This is a genomic window from Nocardia sp. CA-135398, from assembly GCF_050955845.1.
Taxonomy (GTDB): Bacteria; Actinomycetota; Actinomycetes; order Mycobacteriales; family Mycobacteriaceae; genus Nocardia.
On record NZ_CP192084.1, the window covers coordinates 4187589 to 4209575 of the forward strand.

General features: G+C 65.7%; 24 protein-coding genes and 1 pseudogene. 19 read left to right on the top strand and 6 right to left on the bottom strand.

All coding sequences use genetic code 11. The features are described from left to right. Positions 1-156 precede the first annotated feature (156 nt). Entirely contained in the window at positions 157-567 is a 411-nt protein-coding gene (locus ACQP1T_RS18155) for an Rv3143 family two-component system response regulator (protein WP_062982414.1), read from the bottom strand. Between the two features lie 154 nt (positions 568-721). On the opposite strand from ACQP1T_RS18155, the gene ACQP1T_RS18160 reads away from it, so the two are divergent. The 3 genes from ACQP1T_RS18160 to ACQP1T_RS18170 are packed head-to-tail and all read left to right on the top strand — an operon-like array spanning position 722 to position 4146. Continuing rightward, positions 722-2263 carry a hypothetical protein gene (locus ACQP1T_RS18160; RefSeq protein ID WP_433761717.1) on the top strand — a complete coding sequence of 514 codons (1542 nt, stop codon included), beginning with the start codon at positions 722-724 and terminating at the stop codon, positions 2261-2263. Between the two features lie 3 nt (positions 2264-2266). After that, positions 2267-2710, top strand: coding sequence for a hypothetical protein (locus tag ACQP1T_RS18165; RefSeq protein WP_062982117.1), 444 nt, complete (start codon positions 2267-2269; stop codon positions 2708-2710). Then, positions 2707-4146 (top strand): FHA domain-containing protein, encoded by a 1440-nt coding sequence (locus ACQP1T_RS18170; protein ID WP_433761718.1) that lies wholly within the window; start codon positions 2707-2709, stop codon positions 4144-4146. The genes ACQP1T_RS18165 and ACQP1T_RS18170 overlap by 4 nt, the downstream gene beginning before the upstream one ends. Position 4147: 1 nt before the next feature. Here ACQP1T_RS18170 and ACQP1T_RS18175 read toward each other — a convergent pair whose 3' ends face one another. Continuing rightward, positions 4148-5005 carry a class I SAM-dependent methyltransferase gene (locus ACQP1T_RS18175; RefSeq protein ID WP_433761719.1) on the bottom strand — a complete coding sequence of 286 codons (858 nt, stop codon included), beginning with the start codon at positions 5003-5005 and terminating at the stop codon, positions 4148-4150. Between the two features lie 203 nt (positions 5006-5208). Continuing rightward, entirely contained in the window at positions 5209-6075 is an 867-nt protein-coding gene (locus ACQP1T_RS18180) for a LysR family transcriptional regulator (RefSeq protein ID WP_433762241.1), read from the bottom strand. A 232-nt stretch (positions 6076-6307) separates the two neighbouring features. Here ACQP1T_RS18180 and ACQP1T_RS18185 point away from each other — a divergent pair, with 232 nt between their 5' ends. Genes ACQP1T_RS18185 through ACQP1T_RS18205 form a run of 5 tightly spaced genes read left to right on the top strand, consistent with a single transcriptional unit; the run spans position 6308 to position 11178 of the window. Beyond that, positions 6308-7753: a form I ribulose bisphosphate carboxylase large subunit gene (locus ACQP1T_RS18185; RefSeq protein ID WP_433761720.1), complete on the top strand. Its 1446-nt coding sequence runs from the start codon at positions 6308-6310 to the stop codon at positions 7751-7753. 17 nt (positions 7754-7770) lie between these two features. Next, positions 7771-8193, top strand: a complete 423-nt coding sequence (locus tag ACQP1T_RS18190; RefSeq protein ID WP_062982110.1) for a ribulose bisphosphate carboxylase small subunit — start codon at positions 7771-7773, stop codon at positions 8191-8193. Next, on the top strand, positions 8183-9205 hold the full coding sequence (locus tag ACQP1T_RS18195; protein WP_433761721.1) for an AAA family ATPase: 1023 nt from the start codon (positions 8183-8185) through the stop codon (positions 9203-9205). Before ACQP1T_RS18190 ends, ACQP1T_RS18195 begins: the two co-directional genes overlap by 11 nt. A 15-nt stretch (positions 9206-9220) precedes the next feature. After that, positions 9221-10285, top strand: coding sequence for a class 1 fructose-bisphosphatase (locus ACQP1T_RS18200; protein WP_433761722.1), 1065 nt, complete (start codon positions 9221-9223; stop codon positions 10283-10285). 14 nt (positions 10286-10299) lie between these two features. Next, positions 10300-11178, top strand: a complete 879-nt coding sequence (locus tag ACQP1T_RS18205; RefSeq protein ID WP_433761724.1) for a phosphoribulokinase — start codon at positions 10300-10302, stop codon at positions 11176-11178. A gap of 79 nt (positions 11179-11257) precedes the next feature. Here ACQP1T_RS18205 and dinB read toward each other — a convergent pair whose 3' ends face one another. Together dinB and ACQP1T_RS18215 are read right to left on the bottom strand one after the other, a co-directional pair. After that, positions 11258-12511 carry a DNA polymerase IV gene (dinB, locus tag ACQP1T_RS18210; RefSeq protein WP_433761726.1) on the bottom strand — a complete coding sequence of 418 codons (1254 nt, stop codon included), beginning with the start codon at positions 12509-12511 and terminating at the stop codon, positions 11258-11260. Between the two features lie 175 nt (positions 12512-12686). Beyond that, positions 12687-13175, bottom strand: coding sequence for a MarR family winged helix-turn-helix transcriptional regulator (locus tag ACQP1T_RS18215; protein WP_433761727.1), 489 nt, complete (start codon positions 13173-13175; stop codon positions 12687-12689). Between the two features lie 79 nt (positions 13176-13254). Between ACQP1T_RS18215 and ACQP1T_RS18220 the strand changes: the two genes are divergently transcribed. From ACQP1T_RS18220 to katG, 6 genes are all read left to right on the top strand, one after another. Beyond that, positions 13255-13620 carry an antibiotic biosynthesis monooxygenase family protein gene (locus ACQP1T_RS18220; protein ID WP_433761729.1) on the top strand — a complete coding sequence of 122 codons (366 nt, stop codon included), beginning with the start codon at positions 13255-13257 and terminating at the stop codon, positions 13618-13620. Positions 13621-13756: 136 nt separating this feature from the next. Next, positions 13757-14191 (top strand): DUF4267 domain-containing protein, encoded by a 435-nt coding sequence (locus ACQP1T_RS18225; RefSeq protein WP_433761730.1) that lies wholly within the window; start codon positions 13757-13759, stop codon positions 14189-14191. Positions 14192-14231: 40 nt separating this feature from the next. Further along, the gene (locus ACQP1T_RS18230; RefSeq protein ID WP_433761732.1) at positions 14232-14657 is read left to right on the top strand and encodes a DUF2871 domain-containing protein; all 426 of its coding nucleotides are present in this window, start codon (positions 14232-14234) and stop codon (positions 14655-14657) included. Between the two features lie 236 nt (positions 14658-14893). Next, positions 14894-15718 (top strand): SCO6745 family protein, encoded by an 825-nt coding sequence (locus tag ACQP1T_RS18235; protein WP_433761733.1) that lies wholly within the window; start codon positions 14894-14896, stop codon positions 15716-15718. Between the two features lie 211 nt (positions 15719-15929). Then, positions 15930-16334 carry a Fur family transcriptional regulator gene (locus ACQP1T_RS18240; protein ID WP_433762243.1) on the top strand — a complete coding sequence of 135 codons (405 nt, stop codon included), beginning with the start codon at positions 15930-15932 and terminating at the stop codon, positions 16332-16334. 45 nt (positions 16335-16379) lie between these two features. Further along, positions 16380-18605 carry a catalase/peroxidase HPI gene (katG, locus tag ACQP1T_RS18245; RefSeq protein ID WP_433761735.1) on the top strand — a complete coding sequence of 742 codons (2226 nt, stop codon included), beginning with the start codon at positions 16380-16382 and terminating at the stop codon, positions 18603-18605. 39 nt (positions 18606-18644) lie between these two features. Here the strand turns inward: katG and ACQP1T_RS18250 are convergent, their stop codons facing one another. Next, on the bottom strand, positions 18645-19853 hold the full coding sequence (locus ACQP1T_RS18250; protein ID WP_433761736.1) for a metallophosphoesterase: 1209 nt from the start codon (positions 19851-19853) through the stop codon (positions 18645-18647). A gap of 43 nt (positions 19854-19896) precedes the next feature. On the opposite strand from ACQP1T_RS18250, the pseudogene ACQP1T_RS18255 reads away from it, so the two are divergent. The 5 genes and pseudogenes from ACQP1T_RS18255 to ACQP1T_RS18275 form a co-directional block, all read left to right on the top strand. Then, a pseudogene (locus tag ACQP1T_RS18255) lies at positions 19897-20124 on the top strand (amino acid permease); the annotation flags it as partial. 25 nt (positions 20125-20149) lie between these two features. After that, positions 20150-20401, top strand: a complete 252-nt coding sequence (locus ACQP1T_RS18260; protein ID WP_433761738.1) for a hypothetical protein — start codon at positions 20150-20152, stop codon at positions 20399-20401. 16 nt (positions 20402-20417) lie between these two features. Continuing rightward, complete coding sequence (locus ACQP1T_RS18265) at positions 20418-20555, top strand: BBE domain-containing protein (RefSeq protein WP_433761740.1); 138 nt, start codon at positions 20418-20420, stop codon at positions 20553-20555. Positions 20556-20621: 66 nt separating this feature from the next. Continuing rightward, a complete protein-coding gene (locus tag ACQP1T_RS18270) occupies positions 20622-21002 on the top strand; it encodes a BlaI/MecI/CopY family transcriptional regulator (protein ID WP_433761741.1) in 381 nt (126 codons plus the stop codon). Next, positions 20999-21946: a M56 family metallopeptidase gene (locus ACQP1T_RS18275; protein ID WP_433761743.1), complete on the top strand. Its 948-nt coding sequence runs from the start codon at positions 20999-21001 to the stop codon at positions 21944-21946. The genes ACQP1T_RS18270 and ACQP1T_RS18275 overlap by 4 nt, the downstream gene beginning before the upstream one ends. Positions 21947-21987 lie beyond the last annotated feature (41 nt).

A 21987-nucleotide genomic window follows, 5' to 3' on the forward strand; every position in this document is an offset into this window, starting at 1 on the left:
GATTGGGGTCTTTGATCGAAAACGGGACTGCTATTTATGACTGAATCGGGGGTAATCCGACCCGTCGGATCGCTAAGTGATAGCAGCCGTCACGTGACATCGAAGTGCCCGCGTCCTCGGGACGCGGGCACTATGCGGTGATCGGGGCAGATGGGGTCAGGCTGCCGAGCGGTTGTGCAATATCGCGACGACGGCTTCGGTGAGCCGGATCGGATCGATGGGATGGGCCACCGCGGCCTCGGCGCGCGACCAGTTCGCGAGCCAGGCATCGTCCGGGCGACCGGTGAGCACCAGAACCGGTGGGCACTGGGCGATCTCGTCCTTGAGCTGTTTGGCGATGCCGAGCCCACCCGCCGGGGCGGATTCCCCGTCCAGGATGGCCAGGTCGATACCGCCAGCGTCCATCTGCTCGATGACCACGGGCGCGGTCGCCACCTCGAGGTATTCGAAGGTGGGCAGCTCGGGGTGCGGGTTTCTACCCAGTGCCAGCATTACTTGCCGCCGGGTATCGGCGTCGTTGCTGTAGACCAGGACCCGCAGTGGGGTGGAACGAATCGCGTCGGCCACGCAGGGATGGTACGTCGGGGCGGGGGTGCGGCGTGGCAGGTTGGCGCAGATTGCTCCGCACGCGTCGCGCTGTCGCCGGGTGGCGGTGCGGAATGCGTGCGCTGGCAAGGTAATCGAAAGCGGTTGCCAAGTTCGGGCCGGTAGCATCCCGAAAATGCGGGGAGATATCACGGGCGAACTCGTCGAAGCCCACGTGTGGACCGATGAGATGGTGGGCCGGGCGGGCATTCCGGTGGTGGACGTGCCGTTCGTGACCATCGGCAGCGGGATCGGCTCCTTCGTCACCTATGACACCCTGCGGATCTACGGCGTCGCGGCGGCAGCGATGGCGGTGCTCGGGCCGCAGGAGGTGCCGTGGTCGTCATATGAGTATCTGACCCGGGTATCACAGATTCCGCGCGGTGAGCGACTGCGCAGCGACTCGGCCTCGACACCGGACAACATCTGGGGCTTTCCGTCCTATGCGGTGCGCGAGGCATTGGCGGAGAAATCGATCCGGCCGCTGTGGAATGTGTTCACCGAGCCGATCTTCAGCAATTACTACACGCCACGGGCGGGGCAGGCGTTCGTCGCGATGGAACGGGAGTTCCATCGGATCGGATACGCGGGTTCGTTGCACAAGGGGCATGTGCGCATGGTGCGCAAACGGTATGGCGGTGGATATTTCAGCGTCCTCACCCCGCCCGCCGGTGCGGCCCCGACCAAGCGGATCGCGTTTCGCAGTACGTATGTGCATGTGGGCGTGGGGTATCCGGGGCTGAAGTTGTTGCCGGATCTGCAGGAGTATCGGGAGAAGTACCGGGATCCCACGCGGGTAGTCAATGCGTATGAACCGCATGAACACGTGTATCAGGCACTACAGCGCAGGCCGGGGAAGGTGATGATCCGCGGCAGCGGGATCGTGGCCAGTCGGGTGTTGCAACGGCTCATCGATGACCGGGACAAACTGCGGCTGAATACCCAGATCCTGCATCTGTTTCGGCACTATGTGGCCGCAGCGCACGGACCGAATATTTTCAGTCGACGCAAGGGCGGCGACGGGTGGTCCTATCAGGGCTTCAACTATCCGAAGTCGGTATGGGGCGGACAGCTCAAAGCGAAAATGCGCACGCTGCAAGGGGAGCAGCGCGCGCAGGCCTACCAGGAGATGGGCGGGACCAACACCCCGGTGCGCTCGAACTGGCAGGCGCAACTGCGTCGCGGACGTAAGGAGGGTTGGTATCAGGTGATGGCGGGCAGCGCGCGTGATCTGCGGCCCGAGCGGGGCCAGGGCGGGGTGATCACCACGATCGTGCCGGATCCCACGGCGGCACTGCCGTTTCCGCCGCCGACCCAGCCGTTCGACATTTCGGCCGATTACATCATCGATTGCACCGGGCTGGAGGCCGATGTGCGCGAACATCGGCTGCTGGCCGATCTGCTGGATCATGCCGGTGCCGGGCGCAATCCGGTGGGCCGGATGGATGTGGCGACCACCTTCGAGTTGATCGGCACCCGAAGTGGCAGCGGACGCATGTATGCATCCGGTAGTGCGACGCTGGGTGGACCGTTTCCGGGTGTGGACACCTTCCTCGGGTTGCAGATCGCGGCTCAGGAGATCGCGGACGACCTTGCGGCACTGGGTTTCTGCCAGCGGATGGGGCCGCTGCGGTCGACTCGGCAATGGTGGTTGTGGGCGACGAACAAGAAGATCTGATCGATGCTGCTTACCTTGAACGGCCGGATTCAGACCCGCATACTCGCGCTCGGCATTATCGGATTGCTGGTCGCAGTGATCATCACACCGGTTCTGCCGACCGGATCGCTGTCATTGGGCAATGCCTATCGGGTGACGTTGTCGGTGCTGCTGGCGACCGTGCTCGTCGGCGTACTGTGGGAACTGCTCTACCATTTTCTGCAGCAATTCCGGTGGGAGAAGGACTGGCCCACGCTGTTCGGCTTCTGGACGGTGCTCAACGAGGCGGCGCTGATGTGGGTCCTCGTGCACCATACGACCATTGTGCTGCCACGCGCGTTGCATCCGTCGCTGACAGCATTCCTGATCCAGTTCATCGTGACCTGGATCGTGTTCTGGCTCATCGTGAACGGGCCGATGCGGGTGGTATTCCATCGGTGGCGGTTCCAGGGTGGGCGATTGCTGTGAGTCCGCAGCTGGAGGTCCTGGCCGGGGGTAGGCATCTGATCGCGAACTGTGGTGGTGTCGCGCTCGTCGTCGCGCACCGTTCGGAACTTGCCGCCGATGCCGAATCGCCTGCGGCGCAGACGATGGCGGCGCTGCTCGAGCTGGTGCGCGAGGCCGGTGCGGCCGAGCAACCACGCACCGGGCGCAGGTTCGCACGACTTGCCACCAACTGGTTGATGAGCCTGGACGACGAGGAGCACGTGGAATTCGGGGTGATCACCCCGAGCACGGCGGGCGTGGCGTTGTTCCTGCACGGCGGTGTGACGGCGGTGCTGGAGACCTCGGGTCGCGCGGAAATACTGCGCGGCAGGGATGCCGGGTTCACCGTCGACCGCGTGGTGATCCCGGCGCCCGCTATCGGTATCGGGTTGTTCGTGGACGAGGACGGGATTACCGAATCGGCGCTGCCCGGCCGCGGTATCGCCGCACTCGGTGACGGAATGGTGCCCGGTGCCGGGGCCGTGCTGTGGTTCGGGTCGGCCGCGTCGACTCCCGCACTCGCGGTGCGGCTGAATTCCAGTGCCCGGTCGGTGAAAGCGGAGGTCGAGGCCGCCCGGTCCAAGGACGCGTTGGCGACCGAAAGTGTGCAAGCTGTCCAGAGAGTCGAGGATGCGGAACGACTCGAGCCCCGGAGTCGGCCGATCGAACTCGTCGACCCTGTGGCGAATCGGTCGGACGAGGTCGAACCGCGGTCGGAAATTGCGGTGCGGCCACCGATCGGGGGTGGATCGGCGGGGACGGCGGCGCCATGGGAGCGCGCGTCCGCGATGGGCGTGGGGAACCTGCCGCCCAGGAATGCGGTGTCGGGCGTCGGGGAGCGGCGCCGAATCGGGCTGCAGAAGAATGGGTCGCGATCCGAGATCGGCGTGCAGGGACCTGTTGTGCCGACGAACAACGAGGTGGCGTCGGTGCCCGGGAATGGTAGGGCCGTCGTTCGCGGGTTCATGTGTTCGCGGCAGCATCTGAATGATCCGCGGGTGTCGTTCTGCGCGGTCTGTGGGATTCGGATGGACCAGTTGACCTGTGTTTTGACCGAGGGGGTGCGGCCGCCGCTCGGGTTGCTGATGCTCGATGACGGGACATCGTTCGTGCTCGACAACGACATAGTCCTCGGGCGCGAACCCGAACATGCCGAGGCGGTGCGGCGCGGTGCGCGGCCGATCCGTTTACCGGACAATTCCGGCGCGATGTCGCGGGCGCATGTGGAGATTCGGCTGATCGAATGGGAGGTCGCCGTGGTCGACCAAGGCTCGGCCAACGGCACCTATGTCCGGATGCCCGGTCACCACGAGTGGCTGCGCGCCATGCCGAACCAGCCCACCACCCTGGCCGCCGGTGCCCAGATCCTGCTCGGCGGGCGCATCCTCACCTTCGACTCCCAACACAGCCAGTTCTGAATCAATCGCGCTCGAAGCGGACGATTCCGGACCAGGGGTTGCGCCCGGGCTTGCGAGGGTCGGGCTGGCGCAGATAGGTGAACGGGCGCAGGTACCACGGTGCACGGTGGAGTTTGCGCGCGTGCACGAGGAGGTGTTCGATTTCGCGGGGCTGCCAGCCGAGATCCTCGAAGTAGGCGACGCCGTTGCCGGGTTCGAATTCGATGGGTGCGTTCGTGAACATCGAACTCGAGCGCATGCGGTGCATTTTCACCGTGATATCCATGACCCACCAGCGGATCTCCGCCCGGGCGAGGGCGGCGGCGATGGTGCGGACCGTCTCCTCTTTCAGATACATCAGCAGACCTTCGGTGAGCACCAAAGCCTTTGCGGCGGGGGTATTTTCCGGACCGAGCGGGCCGAGCGCCCAGTCCAGGAACTGCCCGAGCGCGGCCGGATCGGCCAGGTCGACACCGCGGCGGATCAGCGCACAGTGCGGTTTCTCCTCCGCGAGCGCGGTCTCCTTCTCCGTGGTGAGCGCGGGCAGATCGGCCTCGATCCAGACGAAATCGGCGGGCAGGTCCAAGCGGTAGGGGCGGGTGTCGAGCCCGGCGGCGAGATTGAGCACGCGGTCGCAGCCCTCGGCGATGGCGGTCGCGATCAGGTCATCGATGATCGTGGTTCGGGTCACGACCGGCCAGCCGTTGCGCATCATCCGCGACGCGGCCGCCACCATGGCGTATCCGCGTTCACCTGCCAGGCGTTCGGCCAGCGGATCACGGAACAGCGCATCCTGGCGCCCGGTCTCTATCGCGCGGTAGGCCGCGACCCAACGCGCGGTATCGGACACATTCGAAATCAACGCTTCCCCACCAGTCATGCGCGCCAGTCTGGCACAGCGTTGACCCGGCCGGGCGGAACACGATATTCACCGGCTCGTAACAGCGAAACATGCTGCTGAGTCGGTATCGGGTCCACAATCGACGAATGGCGAATTCACCGCCGACGACCTGCGCGATCATGTCGATCGCCAGTCGGGTGGAGTCCGGGTGTCGTGCCCCCGGACTCCACCGCCCGGGGGTGCTAGCCGGGGTGGAAGGCGTGGTTGCCTACTTCGGCGGGATCGAGGATGTGGGCGAGGAACAGCCGGGTAGTGGGGGTCGGGGTGCGTGTGGTTACGGCGTGCCATGGACGGTCCATGGGCGTGCCCTCGACCGGAAGTACGTGCAGCAGACCGGATTCCAGATCTTGGGCCAGAGCGTCGGTGTGAATGAGGGTCACGCCCAAGCCTTCACGGGCGGCGGCCAGGACGGCGCCGTGACTGCCCAGAGTGAGCGTGGACGGCGAGATCTCCAGACGATCGATGAGGCTGAGGGTGGCGTCGCGGGTGCCGGAGCCGCGACCGCGTAGCAGCCAGGTGCTGCGCAGCGGGTCGGGGCAGCCGGGCGCGCCGACGACCACGAGCTGGCTCGGGCGACGAGCGCGGATGACCAGTCCGGTGTCCCGCGGTGGGCGACCCGCGATGACGAGATCCGTTTCGTGGTGGTGCAATTCGAGGAACAGCACGTCGCGCGGATGCACCGACAGGCTCAGTTCGATATCCGGATAGCGATTCCGGAATGACGCCAGCGGCCCGAGCAGCACATACTCACCCGCGGTAGCGACCACACCGATCCGCAGCTTGCCGGTTTCGGCCCGGCGCACCGCGGCATTGGCCTCTTTCATCAGGCCGAGGATGGTGCGGCAGTATTCGGAGTAGATGCGCCCGGCCTCGGTGAGCGCGATACCGCGCCCGGCCTTCGCGATCAGCTTTGCCCCGAGCTGCTTTTCGACGTGCGCGACCGCCGCGGAGACGGCGGCCTCGGTGATGTGCAGCTGGGTGGCGGCGCGGCGAATGCTGCCCTGCCGGGCCACGGCCAGGAATGTTTCCATCCTCGCCGCACTCACCATACCCACGATTCGACGGTATCAAACTCAATGAATCCGTTGAGTATTCCGAGGAACAATCAAATTGTTTGTCATCGACAACGCCGTCATCCTTGAACTCAGTAGGCGTCCACCCCACGTCTCAGGCGCAGCATCCCGCACAACACCCGAGCCGAGGTGTCCTGCTCGAAATCCGGGCGCGGGTGCCTCGCGCAACATCTCCCGAGCGCGGATCACCCGCAAAACGAGCGGAGCAATGATGACCGACGAAACCGAACCCAACCGCTGGGATCCGGGTGTCCACTCCTACGCCTCGATGGGTTACTACGCCCCGGACTATGTCCCCAAAGACACCGACGTCCTCGCCGTCTTCCGCGTGACCCCGCAGAAGGGTGTGGATCCGATCGAGGCAGCGGCCGCCGTCGCGGGCGAATCATCCACTGCCACATGGACTGTCGTATGGACCGACCGTCTCACCGCGCACGACCGCTACCAGGCCAAGTGCTATCGCATCGATGAGGTTCCCGGCCGCCCCGGGGAGTACTTCGCCTATATCGCCTACGATCTCGACCTCTTCGAAGAGGGTTCGATCACCAATCTCACCTCCTCGATCATCGGCAATGTCTTCGGCTTCAAGCCGCTGCTGGCACTGCGCCTGGAGGATATGCGAATTCCGGTGGCCTACGTCAAAACCTTCCAGGGTCCGCCGCACGGCACCGTCATGGAACGCGAGTACCTGAACAAATACGGCAGGCCGCTGCTGGGTGCGACGGTGAAGCCGAAACTCGGTCTGTCCGCACGGAATTACGGCCGGGTGATCTATGAGGCGTGCAAGGGCGGCCTGGATTTCACCAAGGACGACGAGAACATCAACTCCCAGCCGTTCATGCGTTGGCGCGACCGGTATCTGTTCGCCATGGAGGGCGTCAACCGCGCCATGGCCGAAACCGGTGAGATCAAGGGCCACTACCTCAATGTCACCGCGGCGACCATGGAGGATATGTACGAACGCGCCGAGTTCGCCAAACAGCTGGGCAGCGTCGTGATCATGATGGATCTGACGGTTGGCTTCACCGCCATGCAGTCGATGTCGCACTGGGCGCGGCGCAATGGCGTGCTGCTGCACCTGCACCGGGCCGGGCACTCCACCTACACGCGGCAGAAGACCCACGGCGTGAGCTTCCGGGTACTGGCCAAATGGTGTCGGTTGATCGGCGTCGACCACCTGCACGCGGGCACCGTGGTCGGCAAGCTCGAGGGCGATCCGGCGACGACCAGGGGCTTCTACGACACGTTGCGGGAGAACCACATTCCCACCAATCCGGGCAACGGCATCTTCTTCGACCAGTATTGGGCCAGCCTCGGCGGTGTCATGCCGGTCGCTTCCGGCGGCATTCATGCGGGCCAGATGCACCAGCTGCTCGATCTTTTCGGCGATGACGTGGTCCTGCAATTCGGCGGCGGCACCATCGGACATCCGCTCGGCATCGCCGCGGGAGCCGAGGCGAATCGGGTGGCGCTGGAGGCGGTGGTCAAGGCCCGCAACGAGGGTCGTGATCTGCTGAAAGAAGGTCCGGATGTGCTGCGCAAGGCCGCCGAGAGCTGCCGCCCGCTCGATGTCGCGCTGTCGACCTGGGGCGATGTCACCTTCGACTACACCTCCACCGACGCGCCGGATGCCGTGCCAACGGCCAGCCGCTGAACGACAGGACCACGCACATGTATCTGCGCCATGGAACCTTCTCGTATCTGCCCGAACTCACCGACGCCGAAATCGCGGCCCAGGTGCGCTACGCCCTGCTCAACAACTGGCCGGTGTCCATCGAATACACCGATGATCCGCACCCCCGCAACGCCTACTGGGAAATGTGGGGGCTGCCGCTGTTCGATCTCGACGAGCCCGACGGCGTGCTCGCCGAGATCGACGCATGTCGCAATACCTTTCCGCGACACTACATTCGGGTGCTCGCCTACGATGCCCGCTACGGCAGGCAGACCACCGCGCTGAGCTTCCTGGTGCAGCGTCCCGTCGACGAGCCGGGATTCGTGCTGACCCGCACCGAGGGACCGGACCGGCGCCAGAGCTACGGTCTGCACTCCTATGCCACCGACGAACGGCCGGGTACCCGGTATGGCGGCTGAAAAGTCGAGCGCGGCAAGCGGTTTCCGATTGCACCGGCCCGGTGTCGACGACGGCAGGCCGGTGCGGGCGGTGCCCGCGGAGGCCGCGCCGGAGGAACTGCTGGGCGAGGACGCGGTGCTGGATCTGTCCACCGATATCGCGGGCAACGACGTTGCGGAGGTGTTGACCAGGCTCGATGCCGAACTCGTCGGTCTGGCGAATGTGAAGCGGCGAGTGCGTGAGATAGCGGCGCTGCTGCTGATCGATCGGGCCAGGCAGCGCTTCGGTCTGCAGGCCTCCCGGCCGACCATGCATATGAGCTTCACCGGCGGACCCGGCACCGGCAAGACCACCGTCGCCCTGCGCATGGCCGAGATGCTGCACACGCTCGGCTATATCCGTAAACCCAAGGTGCACACCGTAACCCGGGACGATCTGGTCGGACAGTTCATCGGACACACCGCACCCAAAACCAAGGAGGCGCTGGCCAAGGCGGCCGGCGGAGTGCTGTTCATCGATGAGGCCTACTACCTGTTCCGGCCGGAGAACGAACGCGATTACGGACAGGAAGTCATCGAAATCCTGTTGCAGGAGATGGAGAGCGAACGGACCAGCCTGGTGGTGATCTTCGCGGGTTATCCGGACCGGATGGAGAAATTCTTCTCCGCGAATCCTGGACTGTCCTCGCGGGTGGCCCATCATCTGGAATTCGGCGACTACACCCACGGTGAGTTGGCGCGCATCGCCGAACTCATGGTGGCACGGGACAATTTCCGGTTCGACGATCCGGGCTATGCCGCGTTCGGCGAATATCTCACACTGCGGATGACACGGCCCCGATTCTCCAATGCGCGCAGCGTGCGCAATGCGCTGGACCGCTGCCGGTTACGGCAGGCCAAACGGCTGGTCGAGCTGCGGCGACCGCTCACCAAGACCGACCTGATCACGCTGACCGACCGAGATGTGTACGGCAGCAGCGTTTTCGGGGCAGGACAGCAGCCGGATGGGCCGACCGCACGGGCGCCCGCGTGACGAGATCGAGAACTCATGCCAGAAGGACTGAAGACCCTCACCCGATACACGATCGAGGAGGAGCACCGGCATCCCGGATCCTCCGGTGAATTCTCCGCTCTGGTGAATGTCGTCGCGACCGCGACGAAAATCATCGCCAATCAGGTGACCAGGGGTGCCATTGTCGGCTCACTGGGCGCCTCCGAACCCGATAACCTGCCGCCGACGGTGCACCGCAAACTCGACGCCATCGCCAATGACATCATGGTGGCCGAGACCCAATGGACGGGGCATCTGTCGGCGCTGTTATCGGAGCAGATGACCGATATCCATCCCGTGCCCGACGTGCACCGGCGCGGCAAGTATCTGCTCGCCTTCGATCCATTGGACGGATCCTCGAATATCGATGTGAACCTGCCTGTCGGAACGATTTTCAGTGTGCTGCGGGCACCGGATAACGCCGCGCCGAGTACCGCGGACTTCCTGCAGCCGGGCGTACGGCAGGTCTGCGCGGGTTTCACGCTGTATGGACCGGCGACGATGCTAGTGCTCACCACCGGCAGCGGCGTAGACGGATTCACCCTGGACCGGGAGATCGGGGCATTCGTATTGACCCATCCGCGAATGCGAATCCCGGAGGATACTTCGGGATTCGCGATCAATGCCGCCAATGAGCGGTTCTGGGAACGGCCGGTGCGACGGTATGTCCACGAATGTCTCGACGGTGTGGACGGGCCGCGGGGGCGGGATTTCAATATGCGCTGGGTCGCGTCATTGGTCGCGGATACCTTCCACATCCTGACCCGCGGCGGGGTCTACCTGTATCCGTACGACACTCGGCGGCCGGGGCGGGTGTCGCTGCTCTACGGCGCGAATCCGATCGCCTACATCGTCGAACAGGCCGGGGGCTGGGCGACCACCGGCGGGGATCGAGTGCTGGAAGTGGCGCCGGAACAGGTGCATCAGCAGGTGCCGCTGATCTTCGGTTCGCGCAATGAGGTCGCGCGGATCGAGCGCTATCACAGCGAGCCCGAGGAAGGGCCCAGTTTCGACAGTTCGCTGTTCGGGTCGCGGTCGTTGTTCCGTCCGGCCGGGCGCTGAATCGAGGAGGTGTCATGTCGGTCAAACATCCCGTCGTCGCCATTACCGGATCCTCCGGTGCGGGCACGACCAGTGTCACGCGGACCTTTCAGGAGATATTCCGCCGCGAAGGCATCAATGCGGTGATCGTGGAGGGGGATTCGTTCCATCGCTATGACCGCAACGAGATGAAGCTGGCGATGGCCGAGGCGGAACAGAACCACAATCGCACCTTCTCGCATTTCGGTGAGGAGGCGAATCTGCTGAAAGAGCTCGAGACGCTGTTCCGGGATTACGGTGAGACCGGCGTCGGTTCGGTGCGGAAATACCTGCACGACGAGTCGGAAGCCAAACCCTATGGGCAACCGGCAGGCACCTTCACGCCGTGGGAGGATCTGACACCGGGCAGCGACCTGCTGTTCTACGAAGGATTGCACGGCGCTGCCGTCACCGATTCGGTGAATGTGGCGCAATACGCGGATCTGCTGGTCGGAGTGGTGCCGATCGTCAACCTCGAATGGACCCAGAAGGTGATCCGGGACAAGACCGAGCGCGGCTATTCCAGTGAGGCCGTGATCGATACGATCCTGCGCCGCATGCCCGACTACGTGAAATACATCTGCCCGCAGTTCTCCCACACCTACGTCAACTTCCAGCGCGTCCCCACCGTGGACACTTCCAACCCCTTCATCGCCCGCACCATCCCCACCGCCGACGAAAGTTTCGTCGTCATCCGCTTCGCCGACCCCAAGGTCATCGACTTCCCCTACCTGCTATCGATGCTGCACGACTCCTTCATGTCCCGCCCCAACTGCATCGTCGTCCCCGGCGGCAAAATGGAGCTGGCCATGCAACTCATCTTCACACCCCTCATCCTGCGGCTGATGGATAAGCGCCCCAAGCGTTCTCGCTGATCGGCGTCGCAATGTGGCGGTGCCGCGTCGGCGCTCTTTCTCTTTGGTCACCCGCGCCGAACTGCGCTGAGGATGCACGTCAGTCCGGTAGCAGCGGGACCGAGAGGCCTTCCCCGCGGCCGAGGAGGGCGGCGCGGGTGACGGCGGAGGAGCCGAAGCGGCGGCGGAGGTCGTCGAGGGTGGCATCGAGGGTATTGCTGGCGCGGGGTTCCAATGGCAGCGTGAGCTGGACGGCGTCGGCATTCTCGAGATTGGTCAGTGCCAGCCCGATCAGGGTGAGGCCGCGCTCCTGGATCATCGGCATCGCGGTGCCGAGCAAGGTGCGTGCGGCGCAGAGGATGGTCTCGGTGTGATCGGTGGCCTCGGGCAGGGTGTGCGAGCGGGTGGCGCGGGTGAAATCGTCGAAGCGCATGCGCAGCACCACGGTTCGGGTCACCCGCTCGGCCGCGCGCAACCGACGGCCGAGGCGGTCGGTGAGGCCGTGCAGGTAGGCCTCGATCTCGTCGGGTGGTCGGTGCCGACGACCGAGTGCGCGTTGTGCGCCGATGGACCGGCGGCGGACGCCGGTTTCGACGCGGCGGGGGTCGCGCGCCCAGGACAGTGCGTACAGGTGCCTGGCCGCGGCGGGGCCAAGGATGGCGCGCAACGGTGATTCGCCGAGTTCGGCGAGTTGACCGATGCGGGTGATGCCGTGTTCGTGCAACGTGCGCGAGGTGACATCGCCGACGCCCCACAGTCGTTCGACCGGCAGCGGATGCAGGAAATCGAGTTCGAGTTCGGGCGGCACCAGGCGCAGACCATCGGGTTTGGCCACCGCGCTCGCCACCTTGGCCAGGAATTTCGTCCGCGCGATACCGACCGAAATCGGCAGCCCGACCTGCTCGCGCACCGCATCACGCAACCGCCGCCCGATCTCGACGGGTTCGCCAGCGATCCGCCGCAGCCCGCCCACATCGAGAAACGCCTCATCGATCGAAATGCCCTCGACCACCGGTGTGGTGTCGTGGAAAACCTCGAACACGGCCCTACTCGCCTCGGCATAGGCCGACATGCGCGGCGGCACCACAATCGCGTGCGGGCAAAGCCGCAGCGCCGCACCGCCATTCATCGGCGTGCGCACGCCGAATGCCTTCGCCTCATAGCTGGCCGCCAGCACAACCCCACCGCCGACGATCACCGGCCGCCCGCGCAACCGCGGATTATCCCGCTGTTCCACCGAGGCATAGAACGAGTCGAGATCCGCATGCAGGATCGACGCCTCGGCCCGCGCCTCGATGCGCGGCCGTCGAGGACACGGCGCAATCGATGAGCGGACAGAATCGGACACGAACATATGTTCGCATAGATCGCCCTCTAGGGCGTCAAACTTTCTGGCAGGGTTTGCTCGGTTCGCACTCCGAGCACAAGTTCAGGAAGGGAGCCCGTCTGTGGCCAGGTCACGGCGGTTGAAGATTCCGGTCGAAGACACGGTGCGGGTGGTGTTGTCGGTGCTGGCCGGGGCGCAGGGTTCACCGTGGTTGTCGGCGTGCGCGGCGCCGTCGTTGCAGGCCGGGGTGCACTCCGGGAGGGAGGCCTGCGTGTGCGGCGATGCGGTGGAGCAGCGGAACGAGCAGGGTTCGCTCGGTCTCGTCGAGTGGGGCGAGGATTTCCGATTCCAGTGCATCGGCCTCGGATTGGATCGCCTTCAGCACCTCGCGTGCGTGGTCGGTGAGGTGGACCGCGTGTGCGCGACGGTCGGCCGGATGCGGCTGCCGGGTCACCAGTGCGCGTTCCTCTAGCTCGTCGACCAGTCCGACCATCGCGTTGCGGTGAACCCGCAGCAGATCCGCGAGTTCTTGCTGACTGCGGCCATCCGCGACGGCCAGTTGGGTGAGGACCGCGAAGTGGGCCGGGTCCAGATCCAATCGCGCCAGCTGCTCGGTGAGCCGGTGCGACACGTGGAAACCGATCTGCGACAACAGGAATGCCGCGCGCGAGTCCAGCGGCCGGTTCGTCATGACTCCTACACTAGCAACTCAACATGATTGCCATATAACTGTATTGACATCAAAAAGGATTGTCACTTAATGTGACAATATGACAAACCCAAGCACTCCGGCCGTCCCTGACACCGACGTCCCGGTCACAGTGATCAACACGATGTCGGTACCCGTGGTTCAGCGGGACCTGTTCCTGCAGCGCTGGCGCGATAGCGCCCAGTACATGGCGGCCGCGTCTGGTTTCCGCCGGACCCGGATGTTCCAGGCGGCTGGTGAGGCGGCCGAGGCGGTGTTCGTCAACGTCGGAGACTGGGACAGCGGCACCGCCCTGCGCAACGCCCTCGGCACTCCGGAATGGCGTGAGTTGACTCTGCGGATCCAGAACGATCTCGACCTCACCGCACGACCGATGATCTTCCATCTCGCCCTCGAGCTAGGACCCGGCGACGTGCTGTCCCAGTGACCGCCGATCGGTAACCCGTAGATCCAACGCCCGGCCGACTCGCACGAGAGCGCAGTCGGCCGGGCATTACCCCTCGGCAGGGCCGGATGCCTTGTCGGACAACAACTCCCCGTCTCAACGTCACAGGAGAACAACCATGTCGCGCAAGAACCTCAACACCGTCCTGGCCGCCGCTGTCGTTCTGTTCACCTTCTACCTCGGGATCTCGTTCGTCCTGACTCCCGCGACATCCGCCCAGGGCTTCGGCCTGCCGGACTGGCCCGCGGGCGACGGCGACGGCTTCCTCATCGTCAAGGGCAGCCGCGAACTCGCGATGGGTCTGGGCATGGGCGCGCTGCTGGTAACCGGCCACCGCCGCGCCCTGGGCTGGGTCCTGCTGACGGTGGCCGTCGCCCCGTTCGGCGACATGATCAACGTCCTGGCCCACCACGGCTCCACGGCCACCGCCTTCGGCGTCCACGGCCTGACCTCCGCGCTGATCGCGGTCACGGGCCTGCTGATCCTCCGCGAAACCGGCAAGGCGCCAGCCCAGCAGGCCGCCGCCCCAGCGCCCACCGCACAGCTCGCCTGACGTCTACACGCCCGCAACATATTTCACGAACGAGGACTCGATGAAACCGCTCTACTGGGCCGCCGTCGGCTACACCGCACTGGGACTGCCCTCGGGCCTGTTCTACCGCGAACTCACCAAAGCCCACCAGTTCACCGGCAAGACCGAACTCGCCGTGGTCCACACTCACCTGCTGGCGTTGGGAACACTGTTCTTCCTGATCGCCCTGGTGCTCGAACACCAACTCACCCTGTCGAACACCCGCGCCTATCGCTGGTTCCTCACCGTCTACAACACCGGTGTCCTCTGGGCGGTGTCGTGCATGACCATCATCGGTGCCCGCACCGTCCTCGGGTACGGCGAATCCACACCACTATCGGAGCTGTCGGGCATCGGTCACGTCCTGCTGACCATCGGATTCGTGCTGTTCTTCCTCACCGTGCACCAGGCCATCACAGCTCGCCGCGAGACGGTAGTTCCCTCCTGAGACCAGCCGAATCCGGCCACGATCTCGACTCGAGACAGCCCTCTCCCGCGTCGAACTTGCTGGCAGGTTGGCCGAGGCCAGCGGAGCGGTGCCCGGCATGGCGCCTGCGCCGATCGCGGTGGTGCCCACGGGCGCGGCGACCCGGGTGTTCGCGGATGAGGCGTTGGCGCGTCACCGATGAGTTCGACCGGCGCGGCCAGTCATATCCAGCACACGACCACAGGAGATACCGACCGATGCCGCATCCACAGACCGAGATCCATCGCATGTTCGAACTCGTCGAGCCGATCGCTACCGTCACTTTCTCCAAGGTGCCGAACGAGGCGTTCCTGGCCCTCGGCATGCGCAACTACTGGGACGGATACTTCGCAGGCCGGGCCGCACCGCTGGGCCTTGCACCGGCCGCGGTGGTGCACGCGGTCTTCTACAACTTCGCCGACGGCGAGGTGGCACGCCACATCCCATGGGTCTGGGGCAAGATCACCCCGCAGGAGGCGATCGCAGTGCGCGAGCGCGGCAGCGCCGCCGCGCTGCGGCAGAAGATCGGGGAGCTCGCCGAGTCTCCCGGTCTGGTGCGGGTCGCCGACCTCGCCGTCCGAGCGGCGGTGAGCGCGCCGACCGAGGGTCGAGCGCTGTACGCCGGGCTCCGGACGCTCGACGTGCCCGAGGAGCCGGTAGCCAGACTCTGGCATGCTACGACGCTGCTGCGGGAGCACCGCGGAGACGGCCACAACGCCGCCCTCGTCGCCCACGGCATCGGCGGCACCGAGTCCCACGTCCTCATGGCCCTCTCCCTGGGGATGAGGGCGGAGAAGTTCGGCCGGATCCACCACCTGCCCAAGGCACAGCTGGACGCTGTCGTCGACGGGCTGCGCGGCCGCGGCCTTGTGGACGCCACCGGCGGGTTCACCGATGCTGGCCGGGAGACCAAGCAGCGGATCGAGGCCCACACCGACGAGTTGGCGGCGCCAGCGTACGACGTGCTCAGCGCGGACGAGCTCGACGAGCTGATCGCGAGGCTCGAGCCGATCGCCGCCGCGGTACAGGCCGTCGACGACTGAGCGGGCGCAACGGCCACGACCTCAGCTCGGTCAAGGGCGACGATCGGGCGCAGGTGCTATGCGCGCACCACGCGGCCAGCCATATCCTGCCAGGAGACAGTTCGGTAGCGCGTCGAGGTTGCTGGCAGCTCCGACGACGCGGCGATGCTTGACTCGTTCCAGAAAGCGGACGAGACTCCTGGGCGTGTCCACGGCCACGGAATTCCAGCAGATGCTGCGGGGAGTTTCGCTTCGCGTGACGGCTCCGCGCATCGCGGTGTTGAGTGCGGTGCACGACCATCCACACGCCGACACGGATTCGATCATCCGTGCCGTGCGATCTCGCCTGTCAGCGGTGTCGCACCAGGCGGTGTACGACTCGTTGCGCGTGCTCACCGCCGCAGGCCTGCTTCGATGCATTCAACCGTCCGGCTCGGTCGCGCGGTACGAAACACGCGTCGGTGACAACCACCATCACGTCGTATGCCGGGGGTGCGGATCGATCGCCGATGTCGACTGCGCGGTCGGCGAGGCCCCGTGCTTGACCGCGTCCGACGACCGCGGCTTCTCCATCGACGAGGCCGAGGTCATCTACTGGGGCACGTGTGCCGATTGCGCCGCATCTCACGTCGATTGATCACCTCCCGACCGCAGCCCGCTTACCCATTCAGGAAGGAATGTCATGACATCCGACAGCCGCCCATCCACTCCTGAGACCGGAACTCGAAGCGCGAGCGAGAGCGAGAACCCGGCCATCCCGTCTCCGACTCCGCAGACCGACCATCGTCCCCGCACCAACAAGGACTGGTGGCCGGAGCAGATCGATGTCTCAGTGCTGCACGCACATTCGTCCAAGGCCAACCCGCTGGGCGAGGATTTCAACTACGCCGAAGAGTTCAAGAAGCTCGATGTCGATGCTCTGAAGGCCGATGTCGCTTCGGTCCTGACCGACTCGCAGGACTGGTGGCCCGCGGACTACGGCAACTACGGTGGCCTGTTCATCCGGATGAGCTGGCATGCGGCGGGCACGTACCGGATCGCCGACGGGCGCGGCGGCGGCGGTCAGGGCGCACAGCGCTTCGCGCCGCTCAACAGCTGGCCCGACAACGCCAGTCTGGACAAGGCGCGTCGGCTGCTGTGGCCGGTCAAGCAGAAGTACGGCAACAAGATCTCCTGGGCCGACCTGTTGGTGTTCGCCGGGAATGTCGCTCTCGAATCGATGGGTTTCCAGACCTTCGGCTTCGGTTTCGGCCGCCCCGATATCTGGGAGCCGGAAGAGGTCTTCTGGGGTCCGGAGGACACCTGGCTCGGCGATGAGCGCTACAGCGGTGAGCGAGATCTGGCGAAACCTTTCGGCGCTGTGCAGATGGGCCTGATCTATGTGAATCCGGAAGGACCCAATGGCCGCCCGGATCCGCTGGCCGCCGCGCGCGACATCCGAGAGACGTTCGGCCGGATGGCGATGAACGACGAGGAGACCGCCGCACTGATCGTCGGCGGCCACAGCTTCGGCAAGACACACGGTGCGGGCGATGCCGACCTGGTCGGTCCCGAACCCGAAGCGGCCCCGATCGAGCAGCAGGGCCTGGGCTGGAAGAGTTCCTTCGGTACCGGCAAGGGTAAGGACGCCATCACCAGCGGTCTCGAGGTCGTCTGGACCGCCACTCCGACCAAGTGGGACAACAGCTTCCTGGAGAACCTCTACGGCTACGAGTGGGAGTTGACCAAGAGCCCGGCCGGGGCGTGGCAGTACCAGGCGAAGGGCGGGGATGGTGCCATTCCGGATCCGTTCGGCGGGCCGGCCCGAACCCCGACCATGCTGACCACGGACCTGTCGCTGCGGGAAGATCCGATCTATCGGGAGATCACCCGCCGCTGGCTGGATCACCCCGAGGAACTGTCCGAGGCGTTCGCCAAGGCGTGGTACAAGCTGCTGCACCGTGATATGGGACCGATCACCCGCTACCTCGGGCCATGGGTTGCCGAGCCGCAGCTGTGGCAGGATCCGGTTCCGGCCGTCGACCACGAACTCATCGATGAACAGGACATCGCGGCGCTCGGGCGCAAGGTCCTCGACTCCGGCCTCTCGGTCTCACAGCTGGTCAAGACCGCGTGGGCGGCGGCGGCGAGCTACCGCAGCACCGACAAGCGCGGCGGTGCCAACGGCGCCCGGATTCGGCTCGCGCCCCAAAAGGATTGGGAGGTCAATGAACCCGCTGAGTTGGCGAAGGTAGTTCACGTGCTCGAGCAGATCCAGCAGGAGTTCAACGGTTCGGCCACCGGCGGCAAGAAAGTCTCGCTGGCGGACCTGATCGTCCTCGCCGGGTCGGCGGCGGTCGAGAAGGCGGCCAAGGACGCGGGTCACGACATCACGGTGCCGTTCACACCCGGACGGACCGACGCCACGCAGGACAAGACCGATGTGGATTCGTTCGCGGTGCTCGAACCGCGGGCGGACGGGTTCCGCAACTACGTGCGTTCCGGCGAGAAGGCTCCGCTGGAGCGTCTGCTGCTCGACCGCGCGTACATGCTCGACGTGACGGCTCCGCAGATGACGGTATTGGTCGGCGGCCTGCGCGCCTTGGGCGCCAATCACAGCGGCAGCAAGCACGGTGTGCTCACCGAGCGTCCGGGCCTGCTGACGAACGACTTCTTCGTCAACCTGCTCGACATGCGCACGGAATGGAAGCCATCCGAGTCCGTGGAGAACACCTACGAAGGTTTCGACCGGTCCTCCGGCCAGCCCAAGTGGACGGCCACCGCCAACGACCTCATCTTCGGTTCGCATTCGGTGCTGCGCGCGATAGCCGAGGTCTATGCGCAGCAGGACGCCACGGAGAGGTTCGTGAACGACTTCGTCGCCGCGTGGGCCAAGGTGATGGACAACGACCGGTTCGACATCGCCTGATCGGCTGGGTCGGCGGGTGGCGTGGCAGCGGGTAGCGCGTCACGCCTGTTTCGACGCGAGCTCGATCACGGTGATATCGGAGGGTGCGCCGACGCGGACCGGCGGGCCCCACGCGCCGGCGCCGCGGCTGACGTATAGCTGGGTGTCGCCGTAGCGTTCCAGGCCCGCGACGGTCGGATTGGCAAGGCCCGCAAGGTAATTGCCGGGCCATAACTGGCCGCCGTGGGTGTGGCCGGACAGTTGCAGGTCGACGCCGAATTCGACCGCATGGTGGATCTGCACCGGCTGATGCGCCAGCAGTACCGCGGTGCGCGCGATGTCACGGTCGCCGAGCGCCGCGGCGAAATCCGGCCCATGCCCGATACGTTGCCCCTGAATGTCGTTGACACCGGCGAGGTCGAAATGCGGCAGCTCGGTGCGGCTGTTCGCCAGCAGCCGCAGTCCGAGCTCCTGCACATGCTCGATCCACTGCTCGGCACCGGAGAAGTATTCGTGGTTGCCGGTGACGAAAAAGGCGCCGTGCCGTGCGCGCAGCCGTGCCAGCGGTTCGACCGCCGAGCGCAGGTGTTCGACGCTGCCGTCGACCAGATCGCCCACCACGGCAATCAGATCCGGCTGCGTGCCGTTGATCGTCTCGACCACCCGCTCGGCGAATCCGCGACCCAGAATCGGGCCGAGATGAATATCGCTGACCACGGCGATCCGGAAGCCGTGCGCGGCACGCGGCAGATTGGCCAGCGGCACCGTCAACTGCTGCACGCGGGGGCCGGTGAGCACGCTGTTGGTGCCGTAGCCGACCGTGGTCACCGCCGCCAGCGTCGCCGCGGCGCCCACCGCTCGAGCGACGAAGATGCGCCGCGGAACCGGCGCGGGATGATCTTCCGTCGCCGCGGCGGCTGCGGGAACGTCCTCCGGCCTGCGCGCAAGCCAACCCCGGATAAGCGGCCGCACCAGCTCACCGAGCAACAGCCACAGCACCAGATACAGGAACAGCGCACCCCACAGATAGCCGGGCCAGGCGATGATCTGGGTGATCAGGAACGGGACCCCAGCCGATTCGGAGACGAACGCACCGATCAAAAGCACTGTGCCCGCGACGATTACGCCGGACCCCACCCAGCGGGCGACCGATCCGCGCTCCGTCGTATCCCACACCAACCGCCGCCACAGATACCAGTGCGCGCCGACCACTCCCACAACGACGATTACCGCACCGATGACGATTCCCACAGCTACCACCACGTCCACCGCAGCACTCTATGTCCGGTCGCGGACAAGTGCTGTCGGCGCTGTGGATCGTGTTCAGGTGTTCGCGATCTCCTTCGCGTTCATCTCGGTGGCGGTCGGCATCTTCGGGACATACGACGACGTGTTGCAGAACGCGGGCCCGGTCGGGATCTGGCTGTGGATTGCCGCGGCGGTCGGGCAGGTACTGGTCGCGTTGGTGGTCGCGCAGTTCGCCGCCCGCATCCCGCTCAGCGGCTCCTCCTACCAATGGGCCTCGCGGCTGACCGATCCGAACGACGATTGTCCTCTACCTGGCGGTGCGCAGACGACTGGATCGCAGAAAGGGCGCGTTCGACCTCGGACGCTTCGAGCTGCCGGTGGCGGTCGCCGCGCTGGTGTGGTCGGTCCTCGCGCTGTTTGTCCTGGTGACGCCCGCGGCGGCGTTCGTGCTCGACCTGATCGTGGTCGGTCTGCTCCTTGTCGGCGGGCTGTTCTTCCTCAGCCTCCTGATATTCGACCGCGCCGCGCTCGAGACCGAGCCCGGAGACCTGAGCATTTTCGAGCATTGAGGGGGAGCGCCGAGAGTTGGACCGCGAGCGCGAGTACTACGGTGCCGACCACGAGTGGCCGCGACAGGCGCAGGCCCGATACGACCCAGAGAACGTGTTCTACCTCGCGCAGATTGTGTCATTTGAGGAGCGAATCTACGGTATGACTACGTAGTAAAAGGCCGAGCCAGCTACCCTGGGACTTCAGGGATGTCCAGTATTTGATGAGGGAGTCGGCATCGTGCGTGCATTCGGGGATTTGGAGGCGGTGATCATGGACCGCATCTGGGATCGGGACGCGGAGACCACAACGGTCCGCGAAATATTCGACGAACTGGCCGCCGAGCGCGGTATTGCCTACACCACGGTCATGTCGACCATGGACAACCTGCACCGCAAGGGCTGGCTGGCGCGCGAACGCGCGGGCAAGGCATATCGATATTGGCCGACCATGACACGCGAAGAACACAGCGCGCGGCTCATGCTCGAGGCACTCGGCTCCGGCGGCCGCTCGGATCTGGTGCTCAGCCATTTCGTCGATCGCATCAGTGAGGAGGAGTCGGCCGGACTGCGTGCCGCGCTGCGTCGGCTGACCTCGCGCAAAACCCCAGGGGTGCCGTGAACATAGCCGTCAGCCTGATGATCTACGGCAGCTTGGTGGCCACCTTCGGCCCGACCGTGCTGCGCAGACTCACCCGGCGTGGCGTCGCGCCCCGACTCGGGGTGCTCGCCTGGTTGGTCGCGATCGCGGGCGCACTGGGTGCGTGGGTCATCGCGGCCGCCATGCTGATCGTCGAATTCGCCACCTATTGGCATCCCGGCGAGACACTGCACGACTGCTATACCGCGCTGGCCACCCCGATGCGCCTCCGTGGTGGCCTGCTGGTCCAATTGGGGACCCTGACCTGCGCGGCCCTGGTCGCCGTCGCGCTGCTGAGCCTGCTGGCGCATGCCGCACGGGCGATGCTGTACATGCGACGCAAGACCATCGCGCACGGACGTGCCGTTCGCATGGTCGGTCGTCGTATTCCCGGCGTCGGTGCGCTCGTGCTGGATTCGCCGGAGCGCCAAGCCTATTGCGTGGCCGGTCGGCCCGACACCATCGTCGTCACCAGCGCGGCCGTCGACGCACTGACCGAGAAACAGCTCGCCGCGGTGCTCGCCCACGAGCACGCACATCTGAGCGCGCGGCATGCCGGACTGCTCCGCTTCCTGCGCGGCATCGCGATCACCCTGCCCGGCATGCGGTTGGTGACCGATGGGGTGCACGAAGTCGGCCGACTGCTCGAGATGTGCGCCGACGATACGGCGGCGCGCACGCACGGCCGGGAGCCGCTGCTCGGAGGTCTGCTCGCGATTGTCGGCGCGACCGAGCCGGTGCCGACAGGGGCGTTGAGCGCTGCGGCCACCGCCGTACTGGATCGGGCCGAACGCTTGGTCGCACCGGTCGGCGCGATGCACCGCGCGACGAACCGGACCGCGTTGCTCGCTGTGATCGCGGCGACGGTAGTCGGTCTTCTCGAGATCGCGGTCGGAGTACTGTTCTGCAGCACAGTGCTGGGATGAGTCCCCACTGCATCGGATCCGGTAGGGGCTGGGTCCGGTCG